This is a genomic window from Rhodococcus sp. IEGM 1409 (assembly GCF_030056735.1).
Classification (GTDB): Bacteria; Actinomycetota; Actinomycetes; order Mycobacteriales; family Mycobacteriaceae; genus Rhodococcus_F.
In genome coordinates this window covers 103,482-118,883 of sequence record NZ_JASHKN010000003.1, presented here as the reverse complement: position 1 = coordinate 118,883, position 15,402 = coordinate 103,482, and the positions used below count along the sequence as shown (strand labels likewise).

General features: G+C 58.2%; 14 protein-coding genes. All 14 read right to left on the bottom strand.

Annotated features, from left to right (window positions below; translation table 11 throughout):
- Window positions 1-77: 77 nt before the first annotated feature.
- The 14 genes from QM716_RS10435 to QM716_RS10375 all read right to left on the bottom strand — a co-directional run bounded on the left by QM716_RS10435 (window position 78) and on the right by QM716_RS10375 (window position 15,400).
- Window positions 78-878: a hypothetical protein gene (locus tag QM716_RS10435; protein ID WP_283304088.1), complete on the bottom strand. Its 801-nt coding sequence runs from the start codon at window positions 876-878 to the stop codon at window positions 78-80.
- Window positions 878-2,233, bottom strand: a complete 1,356-nt coding sequence (locus QM716_RS10430; RefSeq protein ID WP_283304087.1) for a hypothetical protein — start codon at window positions 2,231-2,233, stop codon at window positions 878-880. Before QM716_RS10430 ends, QM716_RS10435 begins: the two co-directional genes overlap by 1 nt.
- Window positions 2,230-2,553 carry an LtfC-like domain-containing protein gene (locus tag QM716_RS10425; RefSeq protein ID WP_283304086.1) on the bottom strand — a complete coding sequence of 108 codons (324 nt, stop codon included), beginning with the start codon at window positions 2,551-2,553 and terminating at the stop codon, window positions 2,230-2,232. Before QM716_RS10425 ends, QM716_RS10430 begins: the two co-directional genes overlap by 4 nt.
- Complete coding sequence (locus tag QM716_RS29355) at window positions 2,546-2,761, bottom strand: translation initiation factor IF-2 N-terminal domain-containing protein (RefSeq protein WP_502942021.1); 216 nt, start codon at window positions 2,759-2,761, stop codon at window positions 2,546-2,548. The genes QM716_RS10425 and QM716_RS29355 overlap by 8 nt, the downstream gene beginning before the upstream one ends.
- A 289-nt stretch (window positions 2,762-3,050) precedes the next feature.
- Window positions 3,051-3,773 carry a glycine-rich domain-containing protein gene (locus QM716_RS29350; protein WP_502942007.1) on the bottom strand — a complete coding sequence of 241 codons (723 nt, stop codon included), beginning with the start codon at window positions 3,771-3,773 and terminating at the stop codon, window positions 3,051-3,053.
- The gene (locus tag QM716_RS10415) at window positions 3,773-4,810 is read right to left on the bottom strand and encodes a glycine-rich domain-containing protein (RefSeq protein ID WP_283304084.1); all 1,038 of its coding nucleotides are present in this window, start codon (window positions 4,808-4,810) and stop codon (window positions 3,773-3,775) included. Before QM716_RS10415 ends, QM716_RS29350 begins: the two co-directional genes overlap by 1 nt.
- A complete protein-coding gene (locus QM716_RS10410) occupies window positions 4,810-5,187 on the bottom strand; it encodes a hypothetical protein (protein WP_283304083.1) in 378 nt (125 codons plus the stop codon). The genes QM716_RS10415 and QM716_RS10410 overlap by 1 nt, the downstream gene beginning before the upstream one ends.
- Window positions 5,174-5,467: a hypothetical protein gene (locus tag QM716_RS10405; protein WP_283304082.1), complete on the bottom strand. Its 294-nt coding sequence runs from the start codon at window positions 5,465-5,467 to the stop codon at window positions 5,174-5,176. Before QM716_RS10405 ends, QM716_RS10410 begins: the two co-directional genes overlap by 14 nt.
- Window positions 5,460-6,851: a GH25 family lysozyme gene (locus QM716_RS10400; RefSeq protein WP_283304081.1), complete on the bottom strand. Its 1,392-nt coding sequence runs from the start codon at window positions 6,849-6,851 to the stop codon at window positions 5,460-5,462. Before QM716_RS10400 ends, QM716_RS10405 begins: the two co-directional genes overlap by 8 nt.
- Window positions 6,851-7,465, bottom strand: coding sequence for a phage gene 29 protein family protein (locus QM716_RS10395; RefSeq protein ID WP_283304080.1), 615 nt, complete (start codon window positions 7,463-7,465; stop codon window positions 6,851-6,853). Before QM716_RS10395 ends, QM716_RS10400 begins: the two co-directional genes overlap by 1 nt.
- Window positions 7,465-9,105 (bottom strand): Gp37-like protein, encoded by a 1,641-nt coding sequence (locus tag QM716_RS10390; protein WP_283304079.1) that lies wholly within the window; start codon window positions 9,103-9,105, stop codon window positions 7,465-7,467. The genes QM716_RS10395 and QM716_RS10390 overlap by 1 nt, the downstream gene beginning before the upstream one ends.
- A gap of 13 nt (window positions 9,106-9,118) precedes the next feature.
- Window positions 9,119-10,015, bottom strand: coding sequence for a phage tail protein (locus QM716_RS10385; RefSeq protein WP_283304078.1), 897 nt, complete (start codon window positions 10,013-10,015; stop codon window positions 9,119-9,121).
- 8 nt (window positions 10,016-10,023) lie between these two features.
- On the bottom strand, window positions 10,024-14,952 hold the full coding sequence (locus QM716_RS10380; protein ID WP_283304077.1) for a phage tail tape measure protein: 4,929 nt from the start codon (window positions 14,950-14,952) through the stop codon (window positions 10,024-10,026).
- A gap of 112 nt (window positions 14,953-15,064) precedes the next feature.
- On the bottom strand, window positions 15,065-15,400 hold the full coding sequence (locus QM716_RS10375) for a hypothetical protein (protein WP_283304076.1): 336 nt from the start codon (window positions 15,398-15,400) through the stop codon (window positions 15,065-15,067).
- Window positions 15,401-15,402 lie beyond the last annotated feature (2 nt).

The following is a 15,402-nucleotide window of genomic DNA, read 5'->3' as shown; positions in this document are numbered from 1 at the left end:
ATCGGCAAGTTTCACAGTGCCGGGTTCGCCGGTGTCAGGGTCAGGTTCGAAAGCCATACCCCGATCCTCTCAGGTCGTCACACAATCCTGAAAGATGCACCGGCCGAAACAGTCGTAGCAAAAGTGCTGACCCTTTGCACCTGGCACTTGACCAGATCGCCAGCTGCGAGTGCCAGGCCGGTTGCGGCGACCATGCGAACGTCGTACGCGGGTGCTGTCGGCCCCGTGTGGACAACACTGCCGTTCACGAGGAAACGCAAGGCCATCGGTGAGCCCGAGCTGATGACCGCCGCCGCTGTCAGTATCGCGTTCGGGTGTGCCGCCGGGACTACAACCGCGTTGCCGCTCAAAGTCGTGCCCGAATCGGCAACGATAGGCATATCGGTCCAGCCATCACCAGGTGTGTAGTTGGCGCTCACTGTTCCGCCAAGGGCCACCGAGTCGCCGCTGGACATGTTGAGTCGAGTAGTCGTGGCTTTGACGCTGACGGGATACGAGGTCGAGGCGGACCAATATCGCAGAGTAATGGCGTCACCCATAACCACAGTGAACGTCGCAGATCCTGTGATCAGCGACGCACCGTTGTACGGCACAGTCATCGTGAACGTATCACCAACCTGCACACCATTTTTGAACACCGCAGCGTAACCGGTAGTGCCACCACTGGACGACAGTTGTATCGAGAACCCAACTCGCGCGGATCCAGCGAAACCGCTGATGAGTGCATCAGAGGTCACGACAGATCCAGGCAAATTGATGTTCGCCGCCATCCCGGTAACAAGTGCAGCCGTGGCAGAGGTGATGTTCGAGTCAGCGCTTTTGACCATGCCGACCGGCACGAATGTCAGGCCGTTTCCACGCACGAAAATGTGGGGCATCAGCACAGCCCTTTCAACTCGGCAGTCACGCCCTTGCCTGGAGTCGCGCCAACTGCAGTGACATTGATAGTCAGGAAGTCGCCGGCCGCGTACGCCCACGTACCTGTCGACGTGCCACCCGCAACCTGATTTGCCGCAGCAATCGTGGTCGAAGTACCCGACACCGCCGAACCATTCTTACGTACCTCAACCACGAGGTTCCCCGACGCATCTGCAGTCTCGCAATGGAACAGCACCTCGGAGAACGTGACTGCGCGCCGCAGCTTGATTCCCGCGGGAACATCCCCGAGCCCGGTTGCCCGGTTTCCGGATTGCGCCACAAACGTGATGTCGTACGGCACAGTCCCCACTGTCGGGGTACGAGTATCGGAAAGGCGAGCATCCGTTGACGAGGCCGCGCCGATTGCGGTCCGTCCAGCTGCTGCATCGGCGGCCTTGAGAACATCTCGGCCGACTGTCGTGGAGTCGGTGATGTCGACAGCCTGCGTAGTGACAGCACCCTGGCGTCCGTTGACCGACGAAACTGGTGACGCGGGATAGGTGTTCTCGCGCCAACTCGCGAGCTGTGTCGGATCGTTGCCGATGATCTGAAAATCAGAACCTCGATCAGACCTTGAGCACCAGTCGCCCTTCTGCCCCACAAGCGCGAGCATCGCGGACTGTGTTGCGACTGACCCAAGGAACTCTCGGATTGCAACGGCCGGGATCTGGGACTGGACTAGGAAACCGTTGCTGTCTACATCGGCCTTCGTGTTAAGTTTCGCTGTCAGACCAGTGATTTGAGCTTCGGTGTGCGTATGTGTCGTTGGAGCTTTGCCCGCGAGCGCCGCAGCTACAGAAGTTGAAGCGGGCTTGTCCGCGTCTCGGGTGTTGTCCACCTGATCAATGCCAAGCTGCGCCTTCGTGACCACACCATCAAATCCGCCGACAGTCGTCACGCCACCAGGATCACCCTTATCGCCCTTCGGGCCAGGAACCGTAGAAGCCTCACCCTGGAGACCGCGCTCCCCCTGATCTCCCTTGTCGCCCTTAGGGCCAGGGACTACGGAATCAGCTCCCGTGTCGCCTTTGTCGCCCTTCGGGCCAACATCACCGCGATCACCTCTAGGGCCTGGGACTGTCGAATCAGCGCCGGTATCGCCCTTCTCGCCACGCTCACCCTGTACGCCTTGAATACCCTGCGGTCCGGGAACGGTGGATGCAGCGCCAGTATCACCCTTTGGGCCAGTGTCGCCCTGGTCGCCTTTGTCGCCCTTGTTGCCAGGGCGTCCCGGAGAAGGAACCAGAATGCCGCCGCTCTGCGAAGCCTCCTCCCCCAACACAATCCGATCACCGTCACTACCAACCAGAATCATGCGTTCACCTTCTTCACAGTTCCGGTCTGCAACTCAGTCTCAGTTGTCGGGGTTGTTGTGGTGTCTTTCAGCATCAACCAATACTTTGTTCCCGTGTCGACAGTTGCGACCACCTCAGACTCAATCTTGATCGACGCTGTATCGCCCGTAATTGCGAAGTCCCACTTCAACTGTGTGTCTTCAGGATCGCCCAACAGAAAGTACATTTGAGTGCCGTTTGGGAACTCAGTACCGTCCTCGAACGCGTACCAGTACACAAAATCTCCGACCGTAGGCAGGTTTAATGCGCCCTTGGGTGTTGGTTTGCGAATGTCAGCCATCTGTCGCCTCACTAAGGTAGTCGCGAACACGCACAGCATCCGCAGGGCCAACATTCGAACTCGGTGTCTTACCTTCAATGCCAAGAGCTTCGAGCGCCTCGATTACGCGAGCTGATGGAACATCAAGTTTGTAAGCCACTTCATAGACGCGCAAATCCCGAGAAAATGACACTTCATCGGGTTCCGGCTTCAAGTCAGCCGGTTCCATCGTGTATCCGCCAGCGGTCGCCAACGCCCAGGAACAGGCGTCTTCAAACTCAACCATGTGCTGTAGCTTGCACGAACCCGGAAGCGGAAAACCCAGCTTAGGCTTGCCCGTAATAAGGTTGGTGCCAACCACATTGACTTCAGGTCCCATCGGGCCAATCGAATCTTGAAGCCAAATCAGAACTTCATCGTAACCATCCAGCGTTTCCGACAATCGAAACAGTCTTGCCCGGCCCGGTGCGCCCTTGTAGTCGTCAACCAGTACCTTCGCAATTTTGCTCACGTAGCCACTACCCTTCATTGTCATAAATGTATTCAATGACCGTGACGCAACCATTCCCGCCATTGCCGGCCGCCACATTCCCATTGCCGCCGCCACCACCGCCAGAGGGGAAACCTCCAGCCCCAGCAATGCCAGATGTGGACGAAGTAGCTCCACCTCCACCGCACCCAGAGCTGAGAACCTGCCACCATGTGCGCCATCCGATTCCGTTATTCCCCGCTGTGGGAACGCCTTCGCCTGGGAAGCGCCAACCGGCGGAACCGCCAGGCTGGCCACCACCGCCGCCGCCAGCCCCGCCAGTGAACATGTCCCGCTTGCTGGATACTGCGTCCCGCCCTCTCTGGCCGCCGACTCCACCGTTAGCGCCAACGAATGAACCGATACCACCAGAGCCTGGACCTGAAGTAGTTGCGCCCGTTCCTCCTCCAGCAGCAATGAAATCGCCGAACTTCGACTCGCCGCCATCCGCGCCATTCCGATTGCCACCAGAGCGTCCACCCGCACCGCCCTGACCCACAACAACTTCCAGTGAATCAGGCAAGTCAGAAGCCAGTACCCTGCGCAACGAACGGGTAGCGGAACCACCTCCGCCTCCATGGCCGGCACCAGTGCCAGTTAGCAAACTACCGCCGCCACCAGCCCCACGGCACACGAATTCAACAGCGTAAAGCCGTGGAGGCTTCACCCAAATTCCGTTCTCCCCAAATAGTTTCAGCTCCACGTAAGGCATTACGTCATCCGCTCAATGATGTAAACAACGCCAGAAGCGCCATTTCCGCCATAGCCGTTGTTGCTGGAATTCGTCCCGCCGCAACCGCCACCGCCGCCACCACCGGGCCAGCCGCCATTGCCGCCATTCCTTCGAGCGTCAGTTCCGCCGCCGCCACCACCACCGCCAGTTGCAATGATCTGTGCTGGAGAAGTTCCATCGAATCCAGGTTCACCGCCAGGGAAGGCCGCGCCGGTCCCGCCGCGCCACGAATAGCCAATGTACGGCGACCCGCCACCACCGCCACCACCACCGCCGCGAAGCTCACCAGCATATGTGGAATTGCCGCCAACCGAACCGCGTCCTTGCGGAGACTCCGCATTGTCCGCATTGACCACCCAGCCCAACCCGCCAGTGCCGCCAACGATTAGGCCAGTGCCGCCAGTCGCAGCGGGTCGGAGGTTGCCGCTAGCGCCGAGGCCACCAGTGCCGCCAACCGCAGTGAGAACATTGCCGAACTTGACGGTGCCGCCGCCAACGCCAGACGCTTCGGAACCAACGCCGCCGACGCCCAGCCCGTCCCAGTGAACCTCCACCAGCATTTCATCCGGCAAAAGCATCGCCGGAATCTTCGCATACAGTTCACCACCACCGCCGCCGCCGTGCCCACCGCCACGCCAGTCTCCACCGCGAATGTCCCATTTGCCTGCGCCGCCGCCTCCACCACCGCTGATCATGATGACCTCAATGGACACGCAGCCCTCAGTCTTGCGATACATGCCAGACTTGGTGAACACCTGAGCCTCGCCCTGAAGGATTAGCTGACGGTAAGCGTCGACCAGTTCCCCAATTTCCGACTCATGCTTGTTGATGAGTCGCAAATCTTCCTCTAGCGCCCGGCCATTCACCCGAAACTTATCCTGAGTGCGCTGCCAAGGGACAGTCGTCTGTCCCTTCACCAACGCCATCACACCGGCTTCAGTTCTCGGCACATCCTGGCCGTAACGCGAACCAACGACATACGCCCCATCCGGAGCGCCAATACCAGGAGTAGTCACTACACACCCCCAAAGCCATTCACGCGGGTACGCAACACCGCATTCTCCGCTTCCAACTCAGCCAACCGCTCACGAGCAGAACGCTCCGCATGCAACTCCGCACGCAAAGACACAATCTCCCGCAACGCCTCATCCAACTGCCCAGCCAAACCACGCACCTGCACCGAAAGCGTATCCACCCGAGCATCATTCAAAATTCGTGCAGCAGCCTCAATACGAGCCTGACGCTCAATCCTGCGCTCCTCAATGCTGGACAACCACACAGCAATCGGAGCAGCAATCTCTTTGGTCTTAGCGACAATGACCGCGACGACAGCAAGTACCGCCGCGATCACCCCCACCCACAAGACCAAAGGATGCGTCTCAGGCGGATTCACCGACGCCGCCCGCAGGCATCGCCCGATGCTTCGCAGTCACCGGAACCGGCTCAGCAGCCAACCACGGCACAAACCTCTCGATGAACCCATTCACCTGCGGCAACGCCATCACCTTCGCCACCACCGCCGACACCGCAATCAACTGCGCACCAACCACAGTCGCCGACAAACCCGAAGTCAACAACAACACCGGCAGAATCGACACCAACGCCAACCCCACCTGAAACCCAGTGCGCACGGTAGTGCGCCACGAATTCGCAACCTGCGTAACCTCAGACATCGCTCACCGCCAGCCCATCCAACACAGCCTGAGCGCGGTTCTTCGAATCCTGATCACTCACACCAGCCATACCATTCGCCGCCACACGACGAACCTTCTCCACATACTCAGACACACCCAACTTCGCCTGAGCCACAACAAAATCCTCATGAATGCGTGCATCCATGTTGAGCACGAACCCGGCCAACGTGTCCACGACCTGATCGTGATCACGATAAATCGACCGCGAAGGGAACGACTTCCCCAACTCTTGATCCGCAAGAGACATAACAACCTCCAAAGGGGCCACCCCAAACAGGGCAGCCAAATCTTCCACTGTGCCCCGGAAGGCATTCACATCCAACGAGTAATCAGCCACACGACCCTGATCAGAAAACTGCAGCACCGCAACACTGTTGTTGCCGTAGCCATCCCAACGAGGAGACCCGTCGCCACCCGCCCTGTCGTACAAGACGCTGGCGAAACCGCCACCGGTCACATAGTTCGACGCCATCAAAGGCGGCAAACCCGACAGATCCGGTGAACCGATATGCCCAGACCAATACCAGCGCGGCAAATACACCAAATTCACCCGATAGCCGCGAGCAACGAACTCTGCTAACACCGCCCGCAGAACACCCACATCACCAGACGACAACTCGTGATCCAGCATCACCGGAATACTTCGGTCAGGCTCAACCGACTCATACCGGTCAACCTGCGCCCGAGCCGAATCCGCCGACTTCACATAGTGATACGACCCGAACAACAGTCCGTTCGCCCGAGCCCCATCACGCTGCCGGCGGTACTCAGGGTTCGTGTAACTCGCACCCTCAGTTGCCTTCGCAATCACATACGAGAAGCCTTCAGACTTCACCCGCGACATATCCAAACCAGCCTGATACGACGCAATATCAATCCCGAAGAACGTCACCCGTTCACCCCCAACCTCAGGCTTCGGCGCACCCTCACCGGGATACGACGCACCATCCAACAACGGCAACGGATCCATACGGTCGGCACCATTCGCCGACCACACCGATCTGTGCCATTCCAAATGCAGATGCGGGTCAACATTGCCGTTCCCCGCACCCTTCACAGGGTTGATACGGGCAATGCGCTGACCAGCCTCAACACGAGCGCCGACCGCAACCTCGGGGATCACGTGCCCATACACAGTCGTGCCGGATCCGTCAGCAGTCGGATGATCCACCACAACCCACTGACCGAACCCCGACGCCGCCCCAGCGTTGACAACAGTGCCACCCTGAACCGCGAACACCGGGAGCCCACCAGAGCCACCATCCTTACCGAAATCAGTACCCCAGTGAGTGGTCCCCCAACGCGAACCGAAACCTGAAGTCACCACCAGTCCTCGCTCCAACGGCCAAAACTTCGCAGCCATCACAAACCCCTATTCTGCGGCGCATTCAGAATCCCCTGCCGAGGCTTCTTCGACGCCATCTCCGCAGCAATCACACGCCGCTTCTCCGACAACGGAATCGGAGCCAACAAATATCCATTAACGCCAGAAACCGTATGATCAGCCGGATCAAACAACTCCGAAGAGTCAACAACCTCAGCCGAATCCGACTCCGACGCAACATCCTTCAAAACACCGTGATACCGCAGCTGTTCGGCCACGAACTCCTGCTCATGCCGCGTGTACTCAGCCATGTCAGGCAACGCCACCGGATCCAGCTCAGGCTCATCAATATCAACCCACTGCATCGCACCATTCAAATAATGCTGCTGACCACGATGCGGAACACGAAGTTTCAGCTTCGGCTGCGGAAGCTGGCTGACATGAATGTTTCCGTTCTCGTCAGCCAAGTTCGCCAAACTCGGCGCATACACAATCGCCAGCGAATCCCAACGCTTCGACCACGCAGCACGCTGATCAGGGCCAGGGGTGTACTCCTGCTTCCCAGCAAACGGCAGCTGCACCGCAATCCACTGCAGCACCTGCTCAGGATCAGACTGATCACAATTCTCCAGTGTGGGAATACGATCCGACACTAGACCACCCCCAATTCTTGAAGCATCCCCAAAAAGTCCTGCAAATCTTCAGCCATACGAGCAATCGGATCCTCGGCTTCACGCTGGCCGATCTGAATCTGCCAAGTGGGAGTGGTGTCCCGATCCCAAGCAAGCGTCAACTCCGAAACACGTTCCACGAACAAACGTCCCGGCTTCATCCCCAGAACTGAGAACGCCACACGATCGCCAAGGAAGAAATGCCCGTGACCAAGTTGACCGATACGCCACGGCGCACCATCAGCGACAGTCAAAGTGACACTGTTCGTTTCACGCGTCGACCACATGCCCGAACGCATCGCCAACAGGAACGACAGCGTGTACGCCTTGTCCGCCCCGTCAGCCCACCGCTCGTGATAGTGGTTCTTGCCGAGACGTTGCGCCCTCTGCGGGCTCTTCCACTTCCCGAACGCCATGAACACATCGGTGTACAGCGGCTTCAACACCGCGTCCGCCACGCCACCTAGAGGTGGCACACCCGGTATCATTGCCGTGAGGTCGCCGACCATCTGCACAGTCGCAGAGATCAACTCGTTCATTCCTGGCATAGAGTGGCCGCCAGCCACAACCCCAACATCAGTAGCCGGCCTATGGCTGAACTCGGATGCTTGAATGCCCGTGTGCTCACCCTCGCGGTAAACAACACCCGGCATCGACGGAATCGTGCCCTTGTAGCCCGGAGTCAGATACTCGCCCGGAACATTCGGATCATCAACCTGCTCAACATTCTCTGTTTTGCCATCCGCACCGATACTGATCAGTTCATGGATGAGACCACTGAAGATGTTGCCGCCGAACGATGTACCAGTATTCCAACCTGACTTGTCGATCAAATCCCAGACAAGGCAACCGTGACGCACATTCGCACCCGGCCACGGAGGCGGATCACCCGCCAAGAAACGCCGCGGCTCCCAAGACAACTGCGCATCCGCAACAATCTTCTTCGAAACCTCATGCATATTCTTGAAACGCGAATGCACAAGCGCACCCACCGAATGATCCGGTGTCAGATCAGGTTTGACGACGTTCCACCACGTCGACTGATCGAAGTTGAACCACTGCCCCGGATCCATCGGATCATCAGGCAACATGAACAACGACGATTCGAGCCGCATAAGGTTCACCAGCAGAGTCGTCTTCAACGCCCAACGAGCACGCCCGAAGCACACCCACAAACGCGGGAACTGAATCTCAGCCGGCAGAAACGGATTCGACCACGCCAGAATGTGTTTCAGCTCTTCATAGTCATTCTTGAAGAAGACCCGAATGAACTTGCGTCCCTGATCATCTTTGATGATCTTGAACTCATCCATCCGGCCACCCCAGCGGGAGCCGTCCTTATCGACCGTGATGTGAACATTCGTCGTACCGCGGCCGTCAACGTCTACAAGCCACTTCGACATGAAATAGTCCAGCGGCATCTCCAACGAACCGATCCCAGTCTCGTTATCGAGATACTGGAACGATGCGTTGTTTTCGCGTTTCACAATGCCGCGGAGATTCCAATCCCCATCCCACAACCGGACAAGAGGAGGAACCAGCCGACGTTTCTTCTCGGCCTTCAGGCGATTGGTGATCTCGGCGAACGCAGCATCGTAATCAGTAATCGAAGGTGCCGTCATCGAACACCCCCAATCATTGAAGTCCCCACGGACGTGACCACGGGCGTGGACAACGCACCTGAATTCCCATGCCGGCCGCAGCCAACGTCATCCCCACCGGCAGCTGAATCTTTTTCGTGTAAGGACGAATTGGGTAACAGAACGTCACCCCCTTCATTTGCTGCCAATACGGGATCTTCAGACGTGAGGTGGCCTGATCGGCTTCCTCATCGGTGTCGTACAGAATCGTGTCGCCGGCCGTAATCTTCGGCAGCCAAAGCTTCCGATCTGCATCGATCTCGGCACGCTCATATCGGTCGTCACCAAAACTGAAGTCCGGCAACATCGGTTTCGCTGCACCATGCACGATGTATTTCAGCCAGATCGGGACATCCGTCGGGTTCGACACCGACACAGTCCCGTAATTGATCGAACCATTGAGAGTGCTTGTCGGCGACTCCCAGAGGTCGGTCACATCGTTCTTCTCGTACCACCACGGATCGTTTGCGACACAGGTCATTACAACCTTTTCGATCTGCGTCCCATTCGGATCGTGCTCAGGTTTGAACTCTGGATGCTGAGACATCCGCAATTTCAGATAGCGCCGCGAATCCTCAGTAGTGATCCACAGCTTGCAGTCCTGCTCGTACGACCAGCCTTTACGCCACTCAGAGTCATTGAAACTCCAGTTCTTGTCACCATCATCATGGTGTGCGTAAACTCCGAATACGATGTCGCGTTGCAGGTTTCGCTTGCCGCCATACGTTGAACCCGTCTGGAACGCGTGCGAATTATGAATCGTTTTGACTGGAGCATCGTAGATACCGTCCACATCAGTACCCAGGACAATGCCACGATCGCCTTGTCCTGGGCCTGCCAATGTAAACAAGTTGCCACGAATGTCCTCCAGCTCGACAAGAGTGTCGGGCATTCGTTACCTCATCTTCGTGAAAACGTCAGAGACTGCTTCCTGCGATCAAGGCGGTCCTGCCGCAATGCCGCATCGATATCCCTGGTTTGATAGGTGACGTTCGGTCGGTCGGCATGCTCGACCAGGCGATCTACCTGCGACATCAGCCCAGACAGATCCAGAGACGCACCGTCGCCACCACGGTTCGTTGCGCCGCGCATCAACGCGAAGTCACGAGACAAATTCAGTCGCTCGTCCGCCGTCAGCATCCATTCCTCAGCGCCTGACAGATTCAGCGCCGCCGTGCCGTGAGGGACAGGCCCACCGCCATCACGAAGGACAGTCGGCATGTTCAAGGCGTCAGCAAGTCGCTTCTGCCAATCATCGCCAGCCACAGAAGCAATGGCTGTCTGCCAGCCAGGCGCACCCGGAGTTGCCGGCAACTGCGCATCAATCTCGGCCTGAGAGAACGACGGAGCCGCAGCCACAGGCTTAGGCTTAACCCCCATCAACCCTTCCCAGTCTGTTGTGATCCAACGAGACTCCGAAAGAGCGCTAGGAAGTTGTTCGAATGCAGCGTCAACCAGGATGCCGACAACGTCAGTGCCGTAACTCTTCACGCGATCCTTCAGGTTGAAGGTCTTCGCGCCGTCCCCCGCTTTGGCCTTTTCGAGAGCGTTCGTCGCCGAGAACACGGCAATGTCGGCTTTCTCTCGGTCGATAGACGTGGACTCGGCCGCCGCATACGTCTTGTCACGCGCCAACTGCGCGTCAACAACAGCGATTTCAGCGTTCCGCAACGAGATCGCATCATCAGTCATCGCGCCTGCAAGCTCAGGAGCAGGACCAATCGCCTTACCTGAACCCGTACCGTCACGCTTCCCTTCAAGCTCACGGACCTTCAACTCAGCCCGCTGAACCTTCAACTCAGCCTGCTGCCTATCAGCATCAGACTTCTTCTCGTTCGCGTTGACCTTGTCCTGAGCTTCCTTCGCCTGAATGACCGCTACACGAGCCGATTCCAGCGCCAGAGCATCCTTCTCAGTCCACGGCTCCTTCGCGACACCACCCGAGTACGACGCGCCAGAACCACCCGTGAGAGCCATCTGCAACGCCGGCGAAAGTGCCGAATCCGGAAGATGGAACTGCGCAGGAAACTGACTGTCGTCATAGCCGGCAGCGTTACCGCCGAACGTCGAACCGGAGTTACTGCCACCGTTCTCGACATCGACCCGAGAACCGTCCTTGAAGAACAACGTTCCAGCCATATGTTCCTGGCTGACACCGATCCGGAAGTGACCTTCACTGCCACCAGGCTGCATGCCCTGCAGGTCGCCGCCGAGGATCGAGTAGGTCGTCCACAAACGCCGCGCTTGCTGCCCCATGCCCGTTGCAGCAATGTGAGACATGTACATCGAGCAGTCCCACGGCCCGTAGTCATAACCGATACCGGCCTTGGCGCGGGCAAAGTTGATCATGTTGTCGAGACCGTCAGAGCCGATAGCCCCACCATCTGCGAACTTCCCGACCTTGCCCTGCGCTAGTGCAGCACGGAATCGGAAGACCCCTTCTTGCCCGCCCAGACTGTCGACATCCGCAGTGGTGAGCATGTGCTCGCCAGGCATCGCCAGAATCGGAACTGAGTCCTTACCTGGAATGCCGCCTTCAATTGGGCCACCGAGGGCTCGCCCACTTATTTGCTGCTGCCGAGCCATCTCCGCCCACGCTTCGGGCGAACCAGGTCCGTACGCCAACGCCACGTCTCGGATCGAGTTGTACTGAACGCTGATCGTGACGGTTTTGTCTTGCAATCCATCCCGTGCCAGCTGTACGGCCCGAATCTGATCTAGCGCCTGCTGGTTGGGTGCGGTTACCCGAACGATCCCAGGCTTGCCCGTGACCGCGTCTACCGTCGCACCGGTATCGAGAAGCTTCCGCTTCGCCTCGTCAGTGAGAGCGTCAACGGGGATATCGACCGGTTGGCCGACTCCCTTGAGCATCGCAGAGATGACCGAAATCTGTTGCTCAACATCGGTCGCACCAGATAGCGATGCCAACATGATGATCTGATCCGGCAAGAGCCCCTCGGCCGCCGCCCATTCCTTGATCTTCCAGATGGGCTGGTCGTACTGCTTTGCCAAATTCTGCAGAGCAGTCTCGTTCTGCGCCATTGCTGCACGGGCAGCGGCTTGCGCCTCAGGCAGAGACTTTCCCTGCTCCAGCGCCGCCGAAATCGTCGCCTCAGTCAACGTGACTGTCGAGCTAGTGATCCCGGTCAGCGAATCACGCAACGCCGAACCATTGCTTGTAGCGGTGCTGAGAACGCCGCCCTCGCCGACAAGCGCGTCACCGAACCCTTTAGCGGGATCGATACCCGCCGCGGCAGCCTCGGCCGTTTCTCTCAATGTCTTGTTGTATTGCTGCACAGCGTCGGAGAGCGGAATCGCCTTGCCTGACAACACATCAAGAGCAGTCTTGATCGCGCTAACACGGTCCGCCGAACTAGACGACTCATCGCCGAGGACCCGGACCGCTTCAGTTAGATCAAAGAATCCAGGCGTAGAATCCTTGGCCGATTTCTCGGCTGCAACAAACTTGTCCCGGAGTGCTTGCATCTCTGCAACTGCATCCGCCCCGCCATTGCTGGTTCCCTCCAGGCTGCCAACGAGGCCACGAAACGCGGCATCAGTGCCGGTTATCTTCCCGCTTAGCTCTGCGGAGGTTAGTCCCACCTCGCTGAACGATGTGTTGATCCGTTCAGCCTGCTCGCCCAAAGCGATCGCAGCGTCAGTCGCGTCACGTGCGCCCTTAGCATCATCCTGAAAGTTGTCTTTGATCGTGGACCAAAACTTTGAAGGCTTCGCATCAGCAAGCTTCTTCTGTTCCGTTTGGATCGCGTCAACCTGCATTGCGACCGCGGCCGTAACGGCGTCGGACACAGCGCCGTTCGCCGCTTGAATCTCCTTGGCCATGTCGCGCTGCGCCGCGCCAACAGCATTTGACCCCTCAACAACTGCCTGCTGCTGAGCACGCATATCTGCCGATGCCCTACTGATCTGTGTAATCGCGACTGTTGCAGCAACAATTCCGATCATGAGTCCGCCACCAAGAGCGGAAACCATGCTGCCCGCGGCAGTAACCATGCCTCTACCGGCAACCTGGGCAGCAGCAAGAGCGCCACTGAACCGAGTTGCTCCTGTTGCTGCGCCCGTAAAGGCTGTTCGCATGCTCGTCAGACCTGACGACTGCGCTGTGAGCACAGTCATGGTCCGACCGAACGTAGACATATGCGGGTTGGCCTGACTGACCATTTGTGCGGAAGTTCGGACTGCAGATCCAAATGCAGCAACATTTGAACCAGCAGCGCGCAACCCAGGACCGACACCCTGTATCCGAGTGCCCAAACCGTGCGCCGCAGTGGCCATCCGCCCCATACCATCTGTGTTCCGCGCCATGAACGCCGAACTGGCCATCGAAGCCAACTTCAACGCAACAAGACCCGTGACTACGGCCTGGATGGGCGCAGGAAGTGCACCGAATGCTCCTGCGGCTGTGGCAACAACCCCAACGATCGGTTCGATAGCGTTGAACACAATTGAAACTGATGCAGTCACTCCCGAGAGAGCCGTTTGCAGGACATCCAGGGCCCCGCCAGACTTCAACGCACCGCCTGCCAGGCTCCCGAGCCCGCCGCCAATGTCGGTTGCTATCGCCCACAAGGACTGGCCCGAACTCACAACGTCGTCAAAAATTCCCGCCAGAATAGGGAGACCAGTTAGGGAGTTCAAGATGACGTCGTTCAGCCCAACCAGCACGCCGCCTGAGTTACCCAGTGCCACATCGAACTTGTCCAGCGCACCATCCGCCAAACCAACCGTTGCGTTGCCGAACGAAGTCAGTGGCCCATCAATCAGGTCATACAACTGCAGTTGCAGTCGCTCGGATGTGTTCTCGATCTTCTCGAACACGCCGGGCAGGCCCTGGTTCTGTGCAGCAGCGAGTTCAGCCGCGGCACCTTGCCGGCCGATCGCGAGCCGCATTGCGTCGTATTTCTCGACACCTCCCTCAGCTGCGACCATTGCCTGCCGGATCGCATCCGATCCGAACAGTGTCGCCGTTGCAGCTTGAAACTGTTCTTGCGACATGTTCTTTGAAGCGTTTGACAGCTGCTCGAACAGTGACCGCATTCCGACGAATTTGTCCTGAGCGTCGTAAACGGTAAGACCCAGTTCTTCGATTGCGGCTTGAGCGGGCTTACCCTGATCGGTCAACGCCAACAGGGAGGACTTCAGCAAAGTTCCCGCGTCCGAACCCGTAATGCCTGCGTTTGCAAACAAACCGAGCATCGTGGCCGTGTCTTCCATTGACACGCCGAAGCCGTTCGCCACCGTGCCCGACTGCTGCAGTCCCGCAGCAATGTCGGTGATTTCAGCGCTAGATGCGTTAGCTGCATTCGCCAGCACATCCGATGCAGTAGCGGCGTAGCTTGCGTCAAGTCCGAACGCCTGCAACGCCTGGGACTGAATTGTGGCCGCCTCAGCAGCATCTATCTGTGCCGCAGCAGCAAGCTGCAAAGTGCCTTTCGCTGCCTCCATCGACTGGTCGACAGAGAACCCGCCCTTGGCGAGTTCCGTCATCGCAGCAGCAGCATCGTTAGCTGAGGTGGCAGACAACTCAACATCGTTGCCGAGTGCCATCGCCTTCGCCTTGATGACATCCATCTGCTCGCCAGTAGCGCCGGTGACACCTGACATCGCGTTCAGGGTTCGCGTGAACTCGTTACCCTTGTCGATAACAGAAGCGAACGAGACCGCCGCGCCAGTAAAGGCGAGTACGCCAGCGATTTTTCCTGCGAAGTTCGAAGCCGCGTCACCCGCACCTTCAAGGCCTTGTTCGAACTGAGAATTAAACTCGGACAGGTCTGCTGCGACCTCGACATCAATGCGGCCACCAGCCACGGCCACCTCCTATAGAAATGCAGAAAGCCCGAAAGCGATGTGCTTTCGGGCTTTGCTTGCGATGTAAATATCGAATCTGAGAACGATGGCGTCAGGCCATAGAAGTCATCGGTCAACCGATCTGCCATTGCGTCACTAGATTCGCCAAACTCGGTTTGGGCTTCGGTGGCTCGACTACAGCACGCTTCTCAAGAAACTCGGCTGCCAGCGCAGACATGTCCTTAGCGGACCGCTTGGCGACCGGCGGCAACACCGGAACAGGCGGAGGCTTAATCCCCTCGCGCTTTCGACGCTCCCGCTCCTTCTGCGCTTCCTTGTCATCAGGATCCGCGATCCAGGACGCATACTCCGAGTTCAACCAGTAGTCGTCTCGGTCTACGAGCATCGCGAGATTCTCTGAATCTCGCTTCTCGGCAGCCAACCACTCAACTGCCTGAGCGATTAGCACAC

Bases quoted from the DNA above. Each gene is read 5' to 3' on its own strand.
- QM716_RS10435 (WP_283304088.1), bottom strand. From the start codon at position 878: ATGCCCCACATTTTCGTGCGTGGAAACGGCCTGACATTCGTGCCGGTC.
- QM716_RS10430 (WP_283304087.1), bottom strand. From the start codon at position 2,233: ATGATTCTGGTTGGTAGTGACGGTGATCGGATTGTGTTGGGGGAGGAG.
- QM716_RS10425 (WP_283304086.1), bottom strand. From the start codon at position 2,553: ATGGCTGACATTCGCAAACCAACACCCAAGGGCGCATTAAACCTGCCT.
- QM716_RS29355 (WP_502942021.1), bottom strand. From the start codon at position 2,761: ATGGAACCGGCTGACTTGAAGCCGGAACCCGATGAAGTGTCATTTTCT.
- QM716_RS29350 (WP_502942007.1), bottom strand. From the start codon at position 3,773: ATGCCTTACGTGGAGCTGAAACTATTTGGGGAGAACGGAATTTGGGTG.
- QM716_RS10405 (WP_283304082.1), bottom strand. From the start codon at position 5,467: ATGTCTGAGGTTACGCAGGTTGCGAATTCGTGGCGCACTACCGTGCGC.
- QM716_RS10400 (WP_283304081.1), bottom strand. From the start codon at position 6,851: ATGGCTGCGAAGTTTTGGCCGTTGGAGCGAGGACTGGTGGTGACTTCA.
- QM716_RS10390 (WP_283304079.1), bottom strand. From the start codon at position 9,105: ATGACGGCACCTTCGATTACTGATTACGATGCTGCGTTCGCCGAGATC.
- QM716_RS10385 (WP_283304078.1), bottom strand. From the start codon at position 10,015: ATGCCCGACACTCTTGTCGAGCTGGAGGACATTCGTGGCAACTTGTTT.